The 17,445-nt window shown below is 29.8% G+C and carries 15 protein-coding genes; 8 read left to right on the top strand and 7 right to left on the bottom strand.

Going from position 1 to position 17,445, the window contains the following annotated elements; all coding sequences use genetic code 11:
- Positions 1–19 precede the first annotated feature (19 nt).
- Positions 20–484, top strand: a complete 465-nt coding sequence (locus tag DUT90_RS00940; RefSeq protein WP_114424840.1) for a hypothetical protein — start codon at positions 20–22, stop codon at positions 482–484.
- A gap of 24 nt (positions 485–508) precedes the next feature.
- Here the strand turns inward: DUT90_RS00940 and DUT90_RS00935 are convergent, their stop codons facing one another.
- From DUT90_RS00935 to DUT90_RS00925, 3 genes are all read right to left on the bottom strand, one after another.
- Positions 509–1,846 carry a deoxyguanosinetriphosphate triphosphohydrolase gene (locus tag DUT90_RS00935; RefSeq protein WP_114424839.1) on the bottom strand — a complete coding sequence of 446 codons (1,338 nt, stop codon included), beginning with the start codon at positions 1,844–1,846 and terminating at the stop codon, positions 509–511.
- 298 nt (positions 1,847–2,144) lie between these two features.
- Positions 2,145–3,929 carry a ribonucleoside-diphosphate reductase subunit alpha gene (locus DUT90_RS00930; RefSeq protein ID WP_114424838.1) on the bottom strand — a complete coding sequence of 595 codons (1,785 nt, stop codon included), beginning with the start codon at positions 3,927–3,929 and terminating at the stop codon, positions 2,145–2,147.
- 3 nt (positions 3,930–3,932) lie between these two features.
- The gene (locus DUT90_RS00925; protein ID WP_114424837.1) at positions 3,933–5,207 is read right to left on the bottom strand and encodes a ribonucleotide-diphosphate reductase subunit beta; all 1,275 of its coding nucleotides are present in this window, start codon (positions 5,205–5,207) and stop codon (positions 3,933–3,935) included.
- 393 nt (positions 5,208–5,600) lie between these two features.
- Between DUT90_RS00925 and DUT90_RS00920 the strand changes: the two genes are divergently transcribed.
- The 5 genes from DUT90_RS00920 to DUT90_RS00900 all read left to right on the top strand — a co-directional run bounded on the left by DUT90_RS00920 (position 5,601) and on the right by DUT90_RS00900 (position 9,824).
- On the top strand, positions 5,601–5,792 hold the full coding sequence (locus DUT90_RS00920) for a cold-shock protein (RefSeq protein WP_114424836.1): 192 nt from the start codon (positions 5,601–5,603) through the stop codon (positions 5,790–5,792).
- Between the two features lie 96 nt (positions 5,793–5,888).
- The gene (locus tag DUT90_RS00915) at positions 5,889–6,908 is read left to right on the top strand and encodes a heme A synthase (RefSeq protein WP_114424835.1); all 1,020 of its coding nucleotides are present in this window, start codon (positions 5,889–5,891) and stop codon (positions 6,906–6,908) included.
- A 235-nt stretch (positions 6,909–7,143) separates the two neighbouring features.
- On the top strand, positions 7,144–7,617 hold the full coding sequence (locus DUT90_RS00910; protein ID WP_114424834.1) for a DUF4369 domain-containing protein: 474 nt from the start codon (positions 7,144–7,146) through the stop codon (positions 7,615–7,617).
- An 89-nt stretch (positions 7,618–7,706) separates the two neighbouring features.
- Positions 7,707–8,210 carry a TlpA disulfide reductase family protein gene (locus DUT90_RS00905; protein WP_114424833.1) on the top strand — a complete coding sequence of 168 codons (504 nt, stop codon included), beginning with the start codon at positions 7,707–7,709 and terminating at the stop codon, positions 8,208–8,210.
- Between the two features lie 120 nt (positions 8,211–8,330).
- On the top strand, positions 8,331–9,824 hold the full coding sequence (locus DUT90_RS00900; RefSeq protein WP_181858115.1) for a thioredoxin-like domain-containing protein: 1,494 nt from the start codon (positions 8,331–8,333) through the stop codon (positions 9,822–9,824).
- Between the two features lie 159 nt (positions 9,825–9,983).
- On the opposite strand, the gene DUT90_RS00895 is transcribed toward DUT90_RS00900, so the two are convergent.
- Positions 9,984–10,406: a molybdenum cofactor biosynthesis protein MoaE gene (locus DUT90_RS00895; RefSeq protein ID WP_114424831.1), complete on the bottom strand. Its 423-nt coding sequence runs from the start codon at positions 10,404–10,406 to the stop codon at positions 9,984–9,986.
- Between the two features lie 62 nt (positions 10,407–10,468).
- Here DUT90_RS00895 and DUT90_RS00890 point away from each other — a divergent pair, with 62 nt between their 5' ends.
- Entirely contained in the window at positions 10,469–10,741 is a 273-nt protein-coding gene (locus tag DUT90_RS00890; protein ID WP_114424830.1) for a DUF3817 domain-containing protein, read from the top strand.
- Between the two features lie 3 nt (positions 10,742–10,744).
- On the opposite strand, the gene moaD is transcribed toward DUT90_RS00890, so the two are convergent.
- The 3 genes from moaD to DUT90_RS00875 form a co-directional block, all read right to left on the bottom strand.
- A complete protein-coding gene (moaD, locus tag DUT90_RS00885) occupies positions 10,745–10,987 on the bottom strand; it encodes a molybdopterin converting factor subunit 1 (RefSeq protein ID WP_114424829.1) in 243 nt (80 codons plus the stop codon).
- A 9-nt stretch (positions 10,988–10,996) separates the two neighbouring features.
- Positions 10,997–13,471: a DUF5686 and carboxypeptidase regulatory-like domain-containing protein gene (locus DUT90_RS00880; RefSeq protein WP_114424828.1), complete on the bottom strand. Its 2,475-nt coding sequence runs from the start codon at positions 13,469–13,471 to the stop codon at positions 10,997–10,999.
- A 136-nt stretch (positions 13,472–13,607) separates the two neighbouring features.
- On the bottom strand, positions 13,608–14,624 hold the full coding sequence (locus DUT90_RS00875; protein WP_114424827.1) for a LacI family DNA-binding transcriptional regulator: 1,017 nt from the start codon (positions 14,622–14,624) through the stop codon (positions 13,608–13,610).
- A gap of 177 nt (positions 14,625–14,801) precedes the next feature.
- On the opposite strand from DUT90_RS00875, the gene DUT90_RS00870 reads away from it, so the two are divergent.
- On the top strand, positions 14,802–17,417 hold the full coding sequence (locus DUT90_RS00870; RefSeq protein ID WP_114424826.1) for a TonB-dependent receptor: 2,616 nt from the start codon (positions 14,802–14,804) through the stop codon (positions 17,415–17,417).
- Positions 17,418–17,445 lie beyond the last annotated feature (28 nt).

The raw sequence follows: 17,445 nt of genomic DNA, 5'->3' as shown, positions 1-17,445 counted from the left end.
TTTTTTTAAATGAATAAGAATGAAATACCTCTCAATTTTAGTAATAATAGCATTTCTTGGTTGTAAAGCCAATAAACAAGTGAAAGAAAATACAACTACTCAAGACTCAGATTGGTCTATAACATCAGAAAAAAGTTATTTAAATACAGATAAAGTTAACATTCAACTTGTAAATAACACAAAAACTAACCTTGTAATTTTTGATCCTTTTTTAAAGAAAATTGAAAAATTTGATGGTGAACAATGGGTAAAAACAGGAGTTGCCTATTGCCCTTGTGGTAGTTGTCCACCACCGCCAGAAACCATGAGTATTTTACCAAATAACAGCCATTCTTTTACATGGAATAAGAACATTATAAGTTGTACAAGTGGTAAGCAAATAAGTACACCAATGGAATCTGGACGTTATAGGGTTATCTTTAATTACGGTGCATCAGAAAACGTACGTACTTTTGAAAAACTAGTTGTAGAGTTTGAAATCTAATATGATTTCTTATTCTTTATACTTCTAAAGAATCTGACCGTTTATTTTTTTATGCATTCTTATAGCGTAACTATCAGACATTCTAGAAACATAACTACACACTTGCATAATTCTGTGATACAAATTATCTGTTTTAGTGTGGTACTCTTTAGGTAATAAATTCAAGATAAGTTTGTCAAAATTAGATAGATTTCCACTAAACTTATTGTTTAAAGCAGTTACAAAGACGTCTAGTAAATCTGCAATTATTCTATATCCTGCTACTTCTTTCTCTATAACTTCTTTGCTATGGTATATTTTGTCTATGCTTATGTTTATGATGTCTTTAATTTGAGCTTCATATTTACACCTGTCTAGTAAAGGTTTCTCAAAAGCACCTTTTAAAATTTCTTGTTCATTGTCTAAAAATATTGTTACCACTTCGTTTATTAAAACACCAATAGCCAAGGCTCTTAAATAACTTACTCTGTCTGTTTTATGCTGTAAAGAATGGTATTTTTTGATATCTATGGTATCTTTTACCAATTTTATCATGTATTCTAAGGCAAATTCTTCTTCTATTAAACCAAGGTTAATGCCATCTTCAAAATCGATTATAGTGTAACAAATATCATCTGCTGCTTCTACTAAATACGCCAAAGGATGTCTGTAAAAAGAAATATCTGTAGACGATTTAGACAACATACCTAAGTCTTCTACTACATCCAAAAAAGCCGCTTTATCGCCTTGAAAAAAACCATATTTTTTATCTACAATATGTTTGGTAGGTTGTTTGGGTAAACTTTCTTTAGGATATTTTAAAAAGGCACCTAATGTAGCATAACTTAAGCGTAAACCGCCAGAAATACCTTGCCTACTTTCTGTTAAAATTTTAAATCCGTTGGCATTTCCTTCAAAATCTATTAAGTCTTGATATTCTTTTGCAGAAAGTTCTTCTTTGTATTGTAAGCCTTTTCCTGTTTTAAAATACTCTCCAATCGCTTTTTCTCCGGAATGCCCAAAAGGAGGATTTCCAATATCATGCATTACTGACGCAGCTGCTACAATAGCTCCAAAATCATTAAAGGTATAGCCTAATTCTTTTAAGTGAGGGTGACGTTCTAACAGTACTTTTCCTACTCTTCTTCCTAATGTTCTGCCTACTACAGAAACTTCTAAACTGTGGGTGAGTCTGGTATGCACAAAATCGGTCTCAGAAAGCGGAATTACCTGTGTTTTGTCTTGTAAACTTCTAAACGCTGACGAAAATATGATTCTATCAAAATCTACGTCAAAACCCAAACGTGTTTCATCTTGTGCTATTCTTGGACGTTTTTGCGTATCTCCAAATCGTTTTAAAGAAAGAAGTTGTTGCCAGTTCATGTTATGCTAAATTTAGTGCGGTAATTATTTTTTTAGATGTTATGCTGAAACATGTTCAGAATGACGAAAGTTCGAAAATACAAAAAGAATCTTCATTTTATTGACTTCTAAAAAGCATTTTGAGTTTAAATAAATAACGGTAAGCAAAACGCTAACAAATAGGTTTAGCCCAGATTGAAATGGCATCCTTTTTTTGCTTCCGTTTATGGCAAAAAAAGATATAATGGAAAGCTGGAAATAGCTTCAAAAAAAAAGAGAAATCTTTCGACTTCTCTTTGCACTAATTTTTATTTTAATATTATCCTTCACAAGAAGCACATTCTTTTTTCTGCTTAAATTTCTGTGCTGCATTCATACTGTGTTGGTAATACATAGATTTTACACCTAATTTCCATGCGTTAACGTAAACTTTGTTTACGTCTTTAATTGGCATATCTGGATGCACCATAATGTTGATGGATTGTCCTTGATCTATATAATTTTGACGGTTTGCTGCTTGATATACAATTACGTTTTGGTCTATTTCTGAATAGGTTTTAAATACATCTTTTTCTTCTTCTGTTAAAAAGTCTAAGTGTTGTACAGAACCATCGTTGTCTCTAATGCTTCTCCAAACTTCTGGTGTACTTTTCCCTTTTTCTTCTAATAACACTTCTAAGATTGGGTTTTTTATTGTGGTTTTAATCTTAGCAATATCTTTTACATATACATTAGACCAGATTGGTTCTATACCTTGAGAAACTTGCCCTAAAATAAATGCAGAAGAGGTTGTTGGTGCAATTGCATTTAAAGTAGTATTTCTTCTACCATAACCTTTTAAAATTGCTGGCTCTCCGTATTCTTTAGCCATTGCTTCTGAGGCTGCATATGATTTCTCTTTAATTAATTTAAAGATTTCATTGTTTAAATTGTAAGCTTCTTGACTATCAAAAGCTAACATTCTAGATTGTAACAAAGAGTGCCAACCTAAGGCTCCTAAACCTAAAGCTCTATTTGATTTTGCAAAGTTGTATGCTTTTTCCATAAAACGGAATGTAAACTGATCGTCTCTGTTTTCAGAATCTCTATACACTTCTAATTTGGTAATAAACTCTTCCATAACTGCATCTAAGAAGTACGTTAGTGTTTCTACCGCGTCTGTATCTTTCCACTTGTCGTAATGCAAAAGGTTTATGGATGATAAACAACAAACAAAAGACCACTCATCATTAGATGGTAACATTATTTCTGTACATAAATTACTAGCGTATATTTCTAGTTTTTTGTCTTTATATACATCTACAGTTCCGTTGTTTGCATTATCTCTAAATAAAATATAAGGATACCCAATTTCTCCTCTAGATTGTAAAACTTTTGCCCAGATACTTCTTTTTTCTACATCACCTTCTATCATTTCTTCCATCCATTGGCTACCCACAGTTACCCCATGTGTTAACTCTTGTATTGGGTTTCCTTCTGTACCAATTTCTAAAAACTCTTTAATATCTGGGTGATCTATTGGCAAATACGGAGAAAATCTTCCTCTTCTTACAGAACCTTGACTAACCACATCAACCATTTTTTCGAACAATTGCATAATGTGCACAGAACCAGAAGACGACCCATTATTTTTTACTTCTGCTCCTCTTGGACGTAGTTTTCCGAAATAACCAGAAGTACCACCTCCTAATTTAGACATCATACCCACTTCTGACTGCGAAAACAAAATATCTCCCATATCATCTGCAACGTGCGAACCAAAACAACTAATTGGCAAACCTCTTCTTTTTCCAAAATTTGACCAAACTGGAGACGCTAAAGAATAAAACCCTGCTGCCATATAGTTTTCAAACTTGTCTGCAAAACCAGGTTTGTTAAGAATTTTTTCTGCATTTTCTGCAATCTCTCTTATTCTTCCTTCTGGTGTAACGCCTTCTGTTAAGTATCCAGATTCTAAGAATTTACGACTATTTTCTGTTAACCATGTATAATTTGGTGTATTCATTTTGTCAAGAATCTCTTTTCTAGATGAGTTTCTTGCTTCAATAATCTTTTCGTGGTCTGTCTTAGATTGTGTGGTTTGATTTGTTGTGTTTGAGTTCATAGTTTAAAATAAATCGTCGCTAGTTATACTTTTTGTTCTTTTGCTGTAGTTTATTGATCTTTTTACAAAGAAATCTCCGTGTTTGGTTCCAATAATTTCATCATCAAACCATTCTGTTTCAGAAAGTAAATCTTCATCAATATCAAATATCTTAGGCACCCCAATGCTTTCTAAAGATTTATTGAATCTGTTCTTTATAAATTCATTAATTACCTTTTTAGGTAAAAAGTCTAATTCTCCTTTTTCGAAAATCCAATCGATAATTTTGCTTTCTGCGTAAAATGCTTCATTACACATTTCTTGTATCATTAAGGTGTAATCTTCATCAAACCAATCTGGATTTTCATCTTTAATAATTTTGATAATATCTATACCAAAATCTCCATGAATTTGTTCTTCTTTAGAAGTTGCTTCTACTACATTAGAAATTCCTTTTAGAGCATTTTTAAACTTATTAAATGCCATTATGATTAAAAACTGAGAAAATAAAGAAACGTGTTCTATAAATAATGAAAATAACAATACAGACTCAGAGAATTCTTTATTGTCTTTACTTTTAGAGTTTTGCAATGCCAATTCTAAATAATTAACACGACGCATCATTACAGGGTTCTTTTTTAGATTTTCAAACTCGTTGTTTAATCCTAAAACTTCTAATAAATGTGAATAGGCATCATGATGACGTACCTCACTCTCTGCAAATGTAGAGCCTACAGAACCTATTTCTGGTTTGGGCATTTTCTTATAAATATCTCCCCAAAAAGATTTTACAGCTACTTCTATTTGAGAAATTGCTAACATGGTATTTTTAATAGCGTGTCTTTCTGTTTCAGAAAGATGCGTCTTAAAATCTTGGATATCGCTGGTAAAATTAAACTCGGTGTGGATCCAATATGAGTGCCTAATGGCATCTACATACTCATATAAATTTGGATATTCGTAAGGCTTTAAATTAACTCGTTTTTCAAAAATATTTGTTTTTCTATTTCTGGCTTGCTCATTTCTGTATAAGATGTATGCCTTGGCAACATCACGAAAAGGGCTGTCCATCAATTTTACCTCTACAATATCTTGTACTTGTTCTACCGTTGGTATATATAAAGGTTCATTCAACTTCCTTTCTAACAATGCACCATTAACTATATTAGAAATAGCAACAGCATCTTGTCTTGTACCGTTGTTTACGGTTTGCATTGCTTTTTCTATGGCATTTGTTATTTTTTCTAATTCAAAAGGTGTTGTTTGATAGTCTCTTTTTATAATATGAGTTATTTCCACGATCTAATAAGTATTAAGTTAATGTTAATTTTCCAGCCTAACAAAGATTGTAATTTTTGTTTCAAAATGAAAGACCTACTTATTCACAAAACCCCTGAAGTTTTTAACAAATTTGTGATTTTATCATTTTTTAAGTATAAAAATTATTTTTTTAATAAATTGTTTATCAGTTATTTACAATTAAGAAAACGCTACAACCTTTATTTTTATTGAGATTCTTAAAACCCGCTTTTCAAAAATTTTTATTTGTAGTATTTTCTCTTAAAAAAACAATCAAAATTCAATTTTTGAGCAATAAAAACGTTAAACAAAACTGTTAAAAAAATATCTTTTGTAAAACCAAGCATATATAAGTGTACCTTTGCGGTATTATTAACATTTATTTATATTATAGTGAAAAACGGAACAGTAAAATTCTTCAACGAATCAAAAGGATTTGGATTTATAGTTGAAGATGGTTCAAAAACAGAGCACTTTGTGCATGTATCTGGATTAGTAGACGAGATTAGAGAAGGTGATGCAGTAGAATTTGATCTTAAAGAAGGTAGAAAAGGTTTAAACGCGGTAGACGTTAGAGTTATCTAATTATATTATTTAGAATTTTTTTACATAGTAACAAGTCGCTTAAATATTTTAAGCGACTTTTTTTTTGCCGTATTTTTGTGTAAAGATTTAAATTAAATGAAAGCTAAGTTTCCTAAAATTGTTCAAATTGCTATTATTTCTATTTATTTAATATTTTTAGCAGGCTCTGTAGTTAGAATGACTGGGTCTGGAATGGGATGTCCTGATTGGCCAAAATGTTTTGGATATTATATACCACCAACTTCTGAAGATCAAATTACTTGGAAACCTAATACTGAATTTAAAAAGGGCTTTATTATTATTAAAGATGAAGCTTTATTTGTGGCTCAACAAGATTTAAAAACTGCATCGACTTTTAATGCTGATTATTGGACACCTTATACGAAACACAATTACAATGTATTTAACAAATACCACACTTGGACGGAGTATATTAACAGACTTGTTTCTGTGCTAGCTGGTTTTGTTTTTCTCTTTTTAATTTATGGTGCTTTTAAACTCAGAAAAACAGACAAACGTATTCCTATTTTAGCTTTTTTAGCATTCTTTTTATTATTGTTTGAAGCTTGGTTAGGCAAAACCGTTGTAGATTCTAATTTATCTCCAACAAAAATTACCATTCATATGGTGGTTGGTCTAATAATTATTGCTCTTTTATTAGGGTTAAAATATATTGTTTCTAAAACCAAAACTTACCCTTATAATTCTTTGTTTAACAAATTACTGATTGTTTCTGTACTTTTTTCTTTGATACAAATTGCCATGGGAACCCAAGTAAGACAATTTATAGACGAACAAGTAAAACTGTTTGGTTTTGAAAATAAGAACTATAGCTTAATGAACCCTAGCCTTAAATTTTACTTTCATAGATCTTTTACAATTGCCATTGTTTTGGTAAACCTAGGTTTGTTTTATATCAATCAAACGAAAAATTTGGGCTACAAATTGGTGAATTGGATTGTTTTCTTACTATTTTTAGAAACTATAACCGGAATTTTAATGTATTATGCAGAAATCCCTTTTGGTACACAATCCATACATTTAATGGCTGGTGCATTATTATTTGGATTTCAATTTTATTTGTGGTTACAAAGTAGAAAAACCGTTAACCGTTAATTTTTTTTCGTTCTCTTAAACTTTCCATTTTGGATTAACGGATAACCGTGAGTCCTTTTACTATTTTCTGTTATAAAAAAATATACTATTTTCGGGGATTGACACGCTATGTTTTTAGAGGTAATTTTGACCTCAACCTTAATTAAAAAATTACATACTTCATTTAATTCATCTTGATAGGAGAATTAAATGTTCGGATATAACAAGTTGGCAACAATAAGAAATCTTAATACCTATGAAAATTTCTAATTATATATTAACTATATTTAGTTCAATACTTTTAATCAATTGTACAAAGAAAGAAAATGAAGGATTTAAAATAAAAGGAAAAATTGAGGGTAATTTTGAAAAATATATCTACCTAAAATACAATGACAATATAGATAGTACATTAGTTGAAGATAATGAATTCTCATTTGTAGGAGAAAATGAAAATCCTGTTGAAGCTACATTTTACCCTTCCTCTCCTAATTCAAAAAAAATGATGGGAGTAGTATCATTTATGCTAGAAAATAATAAGATTTTTATTTCGTTAAAAAATGACCAGTCTGATTATAGAGGAGAGTTAACTGATTTTTTAAAACTAGATAGTATTTCAGGGTCAAAAAGTCAAGAATTAAGTGTAGCTTTTAATTCAAAAATGAAAAGTACTTTTCATAATGAAAAAGAAGAAAGTATTAAAAAAAACTCCTTTATGAAAACCTGTTAGAATTTATTGAAACTAACCCAAAATCAGCGTTAAGTGGAAATAACCTTGCTTCTTTAAATAGCTTTTACGGATATTTAGACAGTAATCAAATGGAGAATTTATATAAATTAATTGATACAAATTATCAATCCAAAAAAGATTTGACCACTATTAAATATATAATAAAAAGAATAAAATTATTAAATATAGGAAAGATTCCACCTAATATTATTCTTCCAAATCAAAACAATAAATTAATTGATAGCAGAACTATAAAATCAAAATATGTTTTATTTGAATTTTGGGCTTCTTGGTGTGTTCCTTGTAGGCAAACTAACCCTGAATTTAAAAATTTATACAATGAATTTAAAAATAAAAATTTTGAAATATTAGGAATTTCCATTGATAAAGATATTGAAAAATGGAAAAAAGCAATTAATGAGGATGATTTAGATTGGATTCAAGTAATTGATTCTTTAAATACAAGTGCTGAAAAATTTCTACTAAAAGGAGTTCCTTATAACATTTTACTAGATTCAAGTGGAAAAATTATTAAAATAAATATTAAGCCTAAGGAATTGAGTGAATTATTATCGGAAAAATTAAAAAAATAAGAGGTGGTAACACCATGTATAATTAAAAATAGAAATTGCAACACTATGAAAAAAATAATTTTACTATTTATAATAGTATTTTCTTCTTGCAAAAAGACAACAAATAATTCACTTCATCAAATGAAAGCAATTAGCATTATTGAAAAAAAAGATGATAGCCCTAAATTAAATAAAGTTGTTATAACTGGCACAACTGATGATATACCTGCGTTTAAAGTTTTAAATATTATAAATAATACTTATTTATTTGGAAGACCTCATCTAGATTTTACAAAAGAGACTATTTCTGATTCAATACATATTGTTTTAAATTCAATCGAGAAACCATTATTCTCCCAGATTATTACCGCTAGTAAAGCCTTTTACCAAGGGTATGCCTTTCTAATTCCAGGAGATACTATAAGTATTAAAATAAAAGATGGTGCAATGAAGTTTTTGGGCAAAAATGCAATTAAAAATAATTTTTGGTCTGAAATGGATAAGTACACACCTGCCTATGGTAAAAACCCATATTTAGGAAATATAAATCTGTATAAAAAAAATGTAGCATCTATCTATAATAAAAAAGTTGCTTTTTTAGATCAATACGTGAAAGACAATAATATTCAATCTGAATTATTTATTAACACCTTTAAAACTCATATAAAACAAGAGTATTTAGCGGCACTTGTCTCACCAAAAAATTTAAAATCAGGATTTAACGATATTTATGTTGGAGATATTGATGGTTTAATGCCAATAATTCAAAAAGAAGCGGCTAAAGACTCTGAGCTTATTATTGATTTACCTAACTATTTTGGAAATATATCTATTGAAGAATTCAAAAATGTAAATGGTCTATATAATAGCGTTTATTTTAAAGATAATATTAACCCATATATAAGGTATTATTTTCTCGATTCTAAATATTTAGCGTATTCTAAAGAAAAATTTTTAGCAGAAAAAGAATTTATTCAAAACAATTTTGAAGGTGAAATAGAAAATTATGCCATGGCTAGAATGTTTCGGGACTATCATTTAAAAGGGTTTGGTAAAAGTATGAACACTATTGAACTCCTAAAAAAATCAATTGATGAATATGAAGATAAATTCACAAAGCCATCTTATATAGAGTTTATGAATGATATAAAAGAAGATTTAAAATCGTATAATTTTGAGATATCAGAATCTGCTATAAATTCCAAATTTATTAATATGAATGGAGACACCTTATCGCTAATGAAAATTTTTGCTCGTTCAAAAAATAGAATAAAGGTTATTGATTTTTGGGCAACCTGGTGCCCTCCATGTATAAAACAAATTAAGGAGGGGAAACCTTTTAAAGATAGACTTCAGGTTGAAAACAATGTTGAATGGATTTACATTTCACCAGAAAAAGATTACGGAAAATGGTTAGAAACAAATAAGAAATTTGAACACGTTTTAAATTTCAATAATTCTTTTTTTCTATTAAAAGGATTTAAATCTGCATTATCAAGTTCCTTTAATATTAAAGAGATTCCACGATATATTATTTTTAACAAAAACAATAAAATAGTATTAAATAGCGCACCTTCTCCATATGATAAAGAAACTTTTGAAGGAATTATTGATAAAATATATGATAAAAATTAGGAATTAAAAAATTACAGTTGCCAACACCGTGTATTAAATATTGCTGTATTTGGCTAAACTAAAACTTGTTATTTCTTTGCAAACTCCTGAATTTCCATAGGAAATTCCTCGTTCACAAAGCCGAAACATTCAATACATAAAACCGTTAAACGAATCTATCTACGGATGTGCATTTACCCAAACCTCACCATCAGAAAAGTATTCTTTTTTCCAAATAGGTACCGTTTCTTTTAAGGTATCAATAGCAAATTCACAGGCCTCAAAAGCAGCTTTTCTATGTTTTGCAGATGCAGTAATAATTACTGGAATGTCTCTAATTTGTAACATTCCTTCTGCATGATGAATGGCTATTTTTTTGATATCAAATTTGGCTAAGGCTGTGTCTGCAATTTTTTGCATTTCTTTAATTGCCATAGGTTTGTAGGTAGAAAAATCTAGCTGATGTACTTCTTTTCCTTGGGTATCGTTTCTAACGGTACCTATAAATGCGGTAATACCACCACAGGCATCATCTTCTACAAAACGATAACATGCTTGTAAATCTAATTTTTCTGATGTAATTTTTATAGAAGTTCTTTTCATTACGTAACAAAAATACTAATTCAAACCTTATCTTTGTTATTGAATTATCAATACTTTGTAAGATGAAAAATATCTTTAGAATTGTAAGTTTTTTAGAGGGCATTTCTTACCTACTTTTAATGAGTTTGGGCTTGTATTATAAATATGTTTTAAATGACCCTAGTTTTGTAAAACTCTTTGGAATGCCTCATGGATTGCTTTTTATGCTCTACATTATTTTGGCTTTTTTGATTAAAAAAGAAATGCAATGGAGCAATAAAACTTTGGGTATAGTGTTGCTTGGTTCTATTATTCCTTTTGGAACTTTTTATGTAGATTGGAAGTATTTACGCTAAAAATTATCCTCCACTTACAGGTGGAATGATAGCAACAGTATCATTTTCTTTTAAAATTAAATCATCACTTGCATATGCCTCATTTACAGCTATTGCATAAGAGTTTACATTCTTTAATTGAGGATATTTGCTTTCTAAAACAGCTTTAAAACTTGCTACTTTTACATCTTTATCAATATCTAAAGTAAGATGAGTTGTGTGAACTAAATCTGCAGTAATTCCAAAAAAAAGTATCTTAATAATCATCTTACAAAATTATGGAAGGTTAAGCCTTAAAACAAATCCTCTTTGATTTACATTACTATATCTTGCGCTAATGTAATCTATTCGTAAAAAACGCCATTTACCAAAACCTAAGTTTCCAAGACCTACAGAATATTCTGTATAAGGGTTTCTATCTGCCATAACCAAACCTTTACCTCCTATTATTAAATGAAAATTTAATTTATTTAATAACGGAATTTTACCTAAAAGAGCCCCTCTAAAATTATGTTCTAAATGCCCCTCTGCATACCTGTCGTTTGTATAATACTGATAATAATCTAGCAAATTAAACCTACTTAAAGATTTATCACTCGTTACAAAAAACAACTGATTTCCGTTGGCCTGCAAATTGTCCATAAAAGCAATGTTTTTCTTTTTTAGAAAAATACCTCCTCTAAAGTTGTAACCAAAATCACCATAGTTTCCTGCACTAATATTTTGCCTAATATTAGCTATAAATACATCTGAGTTTAGTTCATTATTGGTTGCTCCAAATCGTTTTCTGTATTGAAGATTTAGCGTAGGATACTTATCGTTTCCTAAGTTTACCTTACTATTTGGGTAAGATAAATATTTTTGATTAAAAGTAAACGTTGCTCCTATATTTAATGTAGCTATTTTATGTGCTGTAAATGCCGGATTTGTAAAATCTGTAGGATCTAAAGGATTATTTGACGTATAGGGTTGCTCACTATTGCTTTCGCTTACAAAAGAATAATTACTTGTATTAAAAAGTGGTTTTCTATTGGCATATTCTAATGAAGAAGAAAAGTAGATACCATTTTTAATTTCTTCTGCGTAACGAATTGATGCGAATTCTTTTTCATAAATTTTTAAATAATTTTCTCTTCTAAGTAAAGAGCGTATTAAATTATCTAAATTGGTTATTGGGTTTCTATCATTAAATTGTGCTGTGGTAACTCCCCCAAAAACAGAAAGTCTTCTTTTGTTGGTGTTGTTCCATTTTTTAGTAACATAAAAAGTAGGTCTTACACGTTTTTCAGAAAATCCGTAACTAACATTAGCACCTGCATTCCACCATTTTCCATCATCATTTAATCTTTCAAAAAAGTTGATTCCTACATTTGTATGAAACCCTTGTATAGTATTAAAACTTGTGTTTAAAAGTGGACCTTGATAAGAAAATGTTTTTTTCTTATAAGAGTTGTTATATGAATACCCTATGAGTGGATCTGACCAACCAAATTTATTGCCTTTACGATCTACAGAGTCTAAATATTTTTTAGATTTTCTAACTACTTTTAAACTATCTTTAAAAAGATAATCTTTAATTTCTTCTTTTGTTAGCGGTACAGGTCTTAAAGTATTCCAATACACAGAGTCTTTTTTAGTGGCATTTTCCTCAAAAGACAATACCTCGTTTGTAAATGTTTTCTCTGTAAAATCTGGTTTAAAATCATAATCTGAATACACATAAGAAAAACGACCTCTTGGTTTAAAGCCTAAAAAATTAATATCAAAATCTATGCTTTGTGTAGACAAAATCCAAGCATCAACACTAGTATTATAAATGTAAGTTTGTTTTAAAACCAAAGTATTTACAAAAGGTAAATTGACTTGAGCGCCAGAAGTAGTTAAATCTGCACCATATAAAGCCCAATCATCTTCTACAACGTAAATGAAACCTTCAAAAACTCGATCATTTTTGCGTTTAGGATTCAGTTTTATTTTATTAATAAGTTTACCATTGGTGTCGTAAAAAGTACCTTCTAATTTATACCTATAATAAGCAAAGGCATTTGTAGATATTGGAGAAATCAAATCGTTAAATGTTGCAACACTATTGTCGTATAAGTTTATATTAGATTGTTCTGCTCTATTAAAACTAACCCCATTATCTTGTCCTGAAACTTTTGATGCTACAATTTTTTCTTTAAACCTGTTGGGCTTTTTCTGAAAAGCAATTTTTGAAAATGTTTCAGATAAATACACAATACCGCTTCTTGTAGAATCTAAGCCTCCTCCAAAATCTCCTGTGCTTTGTCCCAAAAATTTTTTTGGAGCATTTTTAATTTTGGTTAATCCTCTCGAATAAAATTTTGCCGTAAAATTTGCATATTTATCTGTATTTTTATCCTTATTATCTATGGTTTTTCTAATGATATTATTTGCAGGGTTGTCATTAGTAGAGATAGAAATACCGTCTAATTCTATTTTTTCTTCTTCTAAAGTAATGTTTAAAACATATGGGAAATTGGTAATTTTTATTTGCTTTTTTACAGTTTTGTAACCCAAAAATTGATATACAAGACTATAATTTCCTTTGTCTTTTATGTCTAAAATATAATCTCCATTATTATTAGAAGTAGTACCAATAGCAGCTTTATCTAAATACACACTTACAAAAGGAAGTGGTTCGTTTTTTTGATTTGTAATTTTACCTGTTACTTGAGCAATCTGTATAGACGAGATACATAATAAAATTAAGAAAGGTATTCTTTTCATAAGTTGTTGTTGGTTGATGCTGACAAACTTAAAACTTCTGTTAAAAACAGTGCTTTAAAATATGTTAAACAAGATATAATAAAATCTTAATTTATAAGACGCATCAAAAATACAAAAGGTTGCACGTTTATATGGATTATTTTGTAGAATCTCTTAGAATTAAGTCTGTATCTAAAACCACTTTTTTAAACGTAATTGTTTTATTCTTTTTTCTATCTTTTATTTCTTTATATAACAATTTAAAAGCTTTTTTTCCCATTTCAAACCCTGGCTGATCAACTGTAGTTAATGAGGGAGAAATGACAGAAGACATAAACCAATTGCTAAAACCAACAATATTTAACGCTTCTGGTATTTGTATACCTTGGTTATTAAATTCTGCTATTGCACCAATAGCCACCAAATCTGTGTTTATAAAAACTCCATCTACATCTTTATGATCTTCTATCAATTTTTTGGCAAAAAACTTTCCTTCTTCAAAACTCATTTTATCTAAAAGATAAACCAAACTACTGTCATAAGCAATATTGTAATTGGCTAGTGCTTCTTTATATCCTAAAAATCTATCTATTGAATTTTGAGGCAATAACGGACCTCTAAAATGAGCTATTCTTTTGCATCCAATTTTTATTAAATATTCTGTTGCCTTGTAAGCTGCTTTTCTATCATCTATAATCACTTTAGAACATTTGACAACTTTAGCAATCTTATCAAACATAACAAGAGGCACATCATTTTCTGCAACTTCTGTTAAATGCTTAAAATCTCCTGTACCATTTGCTAAAGAAATTAAAATACCATCTACTCTTTTATTTAGTAATAAATCTATTTGTTTCTTTTCTAATTCGTAAGACTCATTAGATTGAAGCGTAATTACCAAATACCCCTTCTTTTCTGCTTGAGAAATAATACCTTTAATTACACTAGAAAAAAAATGATGTACAATTTCTGGAATTATTAAACCTATAGTTTTTGATTCTTTAGTTCTTAAATTTACAGCAAAAGCATTGGGTTTATAGTTTAGCAAAGACGCTGTTTCTCTAACCAATTTTCTTGTTTTTTTGCTTACATCAGGATAATCTTTTAGTGCCTTAGAAACGGTTGTAATAGAAATTCCTAATTCTTCTGCTATTTGTTTAAGTGTTACCAAAATTTAATTAATTTTAAAAAATTGAATGCTAAAATTTAACATAAATATACATAAATTCATCAAATCGAAAACGTTTTCGTTAAATCGAAAACGTTTTCGATTTATTTAATTAACATTTCAATTGCATATAAAAATATATTTGACAAAAAACAATTAACTTTTTTATCAAATTCACATAAAATGAACAAAAAATTAAACTTTAAAAATCTACTGTTGATACTAGTTATGCTATCATCAACAGGACTTGTTGCGCAATCAACAATTTCAGGTATTGTAAAAGATACAAACGGTAATTTAATTCCTGGTGTTAATATTTTTTTAAAAGGAACAACTCAGGGTGCCAACACAGATTTTGATGGTGTATACGAAATTGCAAATGTTGCTAATGGTTCTTACACCATTATAGCTTCTTATATTGGGTATGACAATTTTACTAAAGAAATTACAGTAAACGGCAACCTTAAATTGAATATTGTCATTAAAGAAAATGCAGAGTCTTTAGATGAGATTATTGTAACAGGTGTTGCTAATCCAAGATCTAAAATAGAATCTAGTGTTTCTATAACTACTATTAAACCAAGTGTTATTGCACAATCTGCACCAAGAACAACAGCTGAAATTTTTAGAACAATACCTGGTATTCGTTCAGAATCTTCTGGAGGAGAGGGTAATTCTAACATTGCCGTAAGAGGGGTTCCTGTATCTTCTGGAGGATCTAAATACATTCAACTACAAGAAGACGGTTTACCTGTTTTATTGTTTGGTGATATGTCTTTTGCCACAGCAGATATCTTTACAAGATTTGATAATAATATTGGTAGAATAGAAGCTATTAGAGGTGGTTCTGCTTCTACAGTATCGTCAAACTCGCCAGGAGCTATCATCAACCTAATTAGTAAAACTGGCAAGGTAGAAGGTGGTGCAATAGGTACAACTTTTGGTTTAGACTATGATTCTTTTAGAACCGATTTTAATTATGGAGCTCCTATAGCTGAAGGATTGTATTTTCATGCAGGCGGATTTTATAGAGTTGGAGAAGGCTTAAGAGAAACTGGTTTTACAGCTAACAACGGTGGTCAATTTAAATTTAATTTAACCAAAGAATTTAAAAACGGATATGTTAGATTAAACGCAAAACTTTTAAATGATAGAGCCGTTGCTTATTTACCAATGCCTATTCAAGTTTCTGGAACAAACAGCAACCCTACTTGGGGAAATGCTCCAAATTTTAGTGCAACAAGAGGTACTTCTCATACTCCATTTTTAACACAAAATGTTGGTTTGGGTGCAGATGGTCAATTAAGAAGATCTAATGTTTCAGATGGTATGAATCCAGTATCTAGATCTATTGGTTTAGAAGCTTCTTTTGATTTAGCAGAAGGATGGAAAATTAAAAACAATGGTAGATTTTCTTTAAACAGTGGTAGTTTTGTTTCACCATTTCCTGCGCAAGTGGCAACAGCTTCAGATATTGCCAACTCTTTTGGTGCTGGTGCTACTTTAGAGTATACAACAGGAGGTGTTGTACCAACTAATAGTTTAGTATCTAGAATACATATGTTTGATGTAGAACTAAACAACTTCAATAACTTTATGAATGACTTTAAATTATCAAAATCTTTTGACAACGTAGACGTTACTGTAGGTTATTTTAAATCGATACAAAACGTATCTATGTCTTGGTTATGGAACTCTTACTTGCAAGAAGTTTCTGATAACAACGCTCGTTTAATTGATGTTTTTGATGCAGCTAATACTCCTCTAAGTGAAAATGGTTTATACGCATACGGAACACCTTTTTGGGGAAATCTGCATAGAAACTATGACACTAAATACAATGTATCTGCACCTTACGCAAGTATAGCTATAGAAGCATCAGAAACATTTAACATAGATGCAAGTATTCGTTTTGATAGCGGAAAAGTTGATGGTTCTTTTGCTGGAGGTACGTCTAGAGAATTTGATATAAACAATGATGGTGTAATCTCTGTACCTGAACAAAATGTTTTTGCAATAGACAATGCAAATGCCACTACTGTTAACTATGATTATAATTACTTTTCATACTCATTAGGGCTTAACTACAAATTGGCAGACAGACAAGCCGTTTTTGGTAGATTAAGTAGAGGAGCAGCTGCTAAAGCAGACAGAATTTTATTTTCTGGTTTAGACTACACCAATAGCAATACTATAAACGCACTAGATTTTATTACTCAAGCAGAATTTGGTTATAAGAGAGGATTTGATAAAGGTTCTTTATATGCTACAGTATTTTTTGCAAACACTAAAGAAGAAGGTGGTTTTGAAGCAACTACGCAAACAATTATAGAAAACGACTACAAATCTGTTGGTTTAGAATTAGAAGGTTCTTATAAATTTAATGACAACTTTGGGATAAGAGCTGGTTTAACATACACAAATGCATCTATAGAATCTGGTCCTAACGATGGAAACACTCCAAGAAGACAACCAGATTTTATTTACAACTTTATACCAACATATAATTTTGGTAGTAACAGCCAAAACGCTATAGGCTTAAGTTTAATAGGACAAAGCAAAGCCTTTGCTCAAGACAATAATGAATTGGTAATGCCCGGTTTTGTAATTGTAAACAGTTTTATAAATGTTGGTATTACAAAAAGTTTAAGTGCAAATTTAGCTGCAAACAACTTATTTGATAGTTTAGGAATTACAGAATCTGAAGAAGGCAGCATTACAGAAAATCAAACAAATATTGTAAGAGCTAGACCAGTTCCAGGTCGTTCTGTTTCATTAGGTCTTAAATATAACTTCTAATTTGAGTTTTTATAATTGAATATAAATT

It is taken from the genome of Polaribacter sp. WD7 (genome assembly GCF_003335085.1).
Lineage (GTDB): Bacteria > Bacteroidota > Bacteroidia > Flavobacteriales > Flavobacteriaceae > Polaribacter.
This window is presented reverse-complemented; position numbering and strand designations above follow the sequence as displayed.

Bases quoted from the DNA above. Each gene is read 5' to 3' on its own strand.
- moaD (WP_114424829.1), bottom strand. From the start codon at position 10,987: ATGATTATTAAGATACTTTTTTTTGGAATTACTGCAGATTTAGTTCAC.
- DUT90_RS00935 (WP_114424839.1), bottom strand. From the start codon at position 1,846: ATGAACTGGCAACAACTTCTTTCTTTAAAACGATTTGGAGATACGCAA.
- DUT90_RS00895 (WP_114424831.1), bottom strand. From the start codon at position 10,406: ATGAAAAGAACTTCTATAAAAATTACATCAGAAAAATTAGATTTACAA.
- DUT90_RS00910 (WP_114424834.1), top strand. From the start codon at position 7,144: ATGAAAATTTCTAATTATATATTAACTATATTTAGTTCAATACTTTTA.
- DUT90_RS00905 (WP_114424833.1), top strand. From the start codon at position 7,707: ATGGAGAATTTATATAAATTAATTGATACAAATTATCAATCCAAAAAA.
- DUT90_RS00890 (WP_114424830.1), top strand. From the start codon at position 10,469: ATGAAAAATATCTTTAGAATTGTAAGTTTTTTAGAGGGCATTTCTTAC.
- DUT90_RS00880 (WP_114424828.1), bottom strand. From the start codon at position 13,471: ATGAAAAGAATACCTTTCTTAATTTTATTATGTATCTCGTCTATACAG.
- DUT90_RS00930 (WP_114424838.1), bottom strand. From the start codon at position 3,929: ATGAACTCAAACACAACAAATCAAACCACACAATCTAAGACAGACCAC.
- DUT90_RS00870 (WP_114424826.1), top strand. From the start codon at position 14,802: ATGAACAAAAAATTAAACTTTAAAAATCTACTGTTGATACTAGTTATG.
- DUT90_RS00940 (WP_114424840.1), top strand. From the start codon at position 20: ATGAAATACCTCTCAATTTTAGTAATAATAGCATTTCTTGGTTGTAAA.
- DUT90_RS00900 (WP_181858115.1), top strand. From the start codon at position 8,331: ATGAAAGCAATTAGCATTATTGAAAAAAAAGATGATAGCCCTAAATTA.
- DUT90_RS00915 (WP_114424835.1), top strand. From the start codon at position 5,889: ATGAAAGCTAAGTTTCCTAAAATTGTTCAAATTGCTATTATTTCTATT.